At 64.5% G+C, this 704-nt stretch carries 1 protein-coding gene; it reads left to right on the top strand.

Translation table 11 applies throughout. The features are described 5' to 3' along the window. Positions 1-704, top strand: a 704-nt coding sequence (gene sucD / locus A7X97_RS01665; RefSeq protein WP_111007536.1) for a succinate--CoA ligase subunit alpha, incomplete at both ends; no start/stop codon positions are given.

The following is a 704-nucleotide window of genomic DNA, read 5'->3' as shown; positions in this document are numbered from 1 at the left end:
CCAAGGTGATCGTGCAGGGCTTCACCGGCCAGCAGGGCACCTTCCACGCCACTCAGATGATCGAGTACGGCACCCAGGTTGTTGGCGGCGTGACCCCGGGCAAGGGTGGCACCACCCACATCGACCTGCCGGTCTTCAACACCGTTGCCGACGCCGTGCAGAGCACCGGCGCCAACGCTTCGGTCATCTACGTGCCGCCGCCGTTCGCGGCCGACGCGATCCTGGAAGCTGCGGCTGCCGGCATCAAGGTCATCGTCTGCATCACCGAAGGCATCCCGGTGCTGGACATGCTGCGCGTGAAGAACGTGCTGACCCGTTCCTACCCGGACACCGTGCTGATCGGGCCGAACTGCCCGGGCGTCATCACGCCGGGCGAGTGCAAGATCGGCATCATGCCGGGCCACATCCACAAGCCGGGCAAGATCGGCATCGTGTCGCGTTCGGGCACCCTGACCTATGAAGCGGTCAAGCAGACCACCGAAGTCGGCCTGGGCCAGTCCACCTGCATCGGCATCGGCGGTGACCCGATCAACGGCCTGAATTTCGTCGACTGCCTGAAGCTGTTCAACGAAGACCCGCAGACCGAAGGCATCATCATGGTCGGCGAAATCGGCGGTGACGCAGAAGAAGCCGGGGCCGAGTACATCAAGAACCATGTGAAGAAGCCGGTCGTCGGTTTCATCGCCGGGGTCGGTGGGGGTGCG

Origin of the sequence: Stenotrophomonas sepilia (assembly GCF_003244875.1) — a bacterium.
GTDB classification, from domain to species: domain Bacteria; phylum Pseudomonadota; class Gammaproteobacteria; order Xanthomonadales; family Xanthomonadaceae; genus Stenotrophomonas; species Stenotrophomonas sepilia.
Note: the sequence above shows the minus strand (reverse complement) of the source record. Positions and strands in the feature narration are given on the sequence as shown.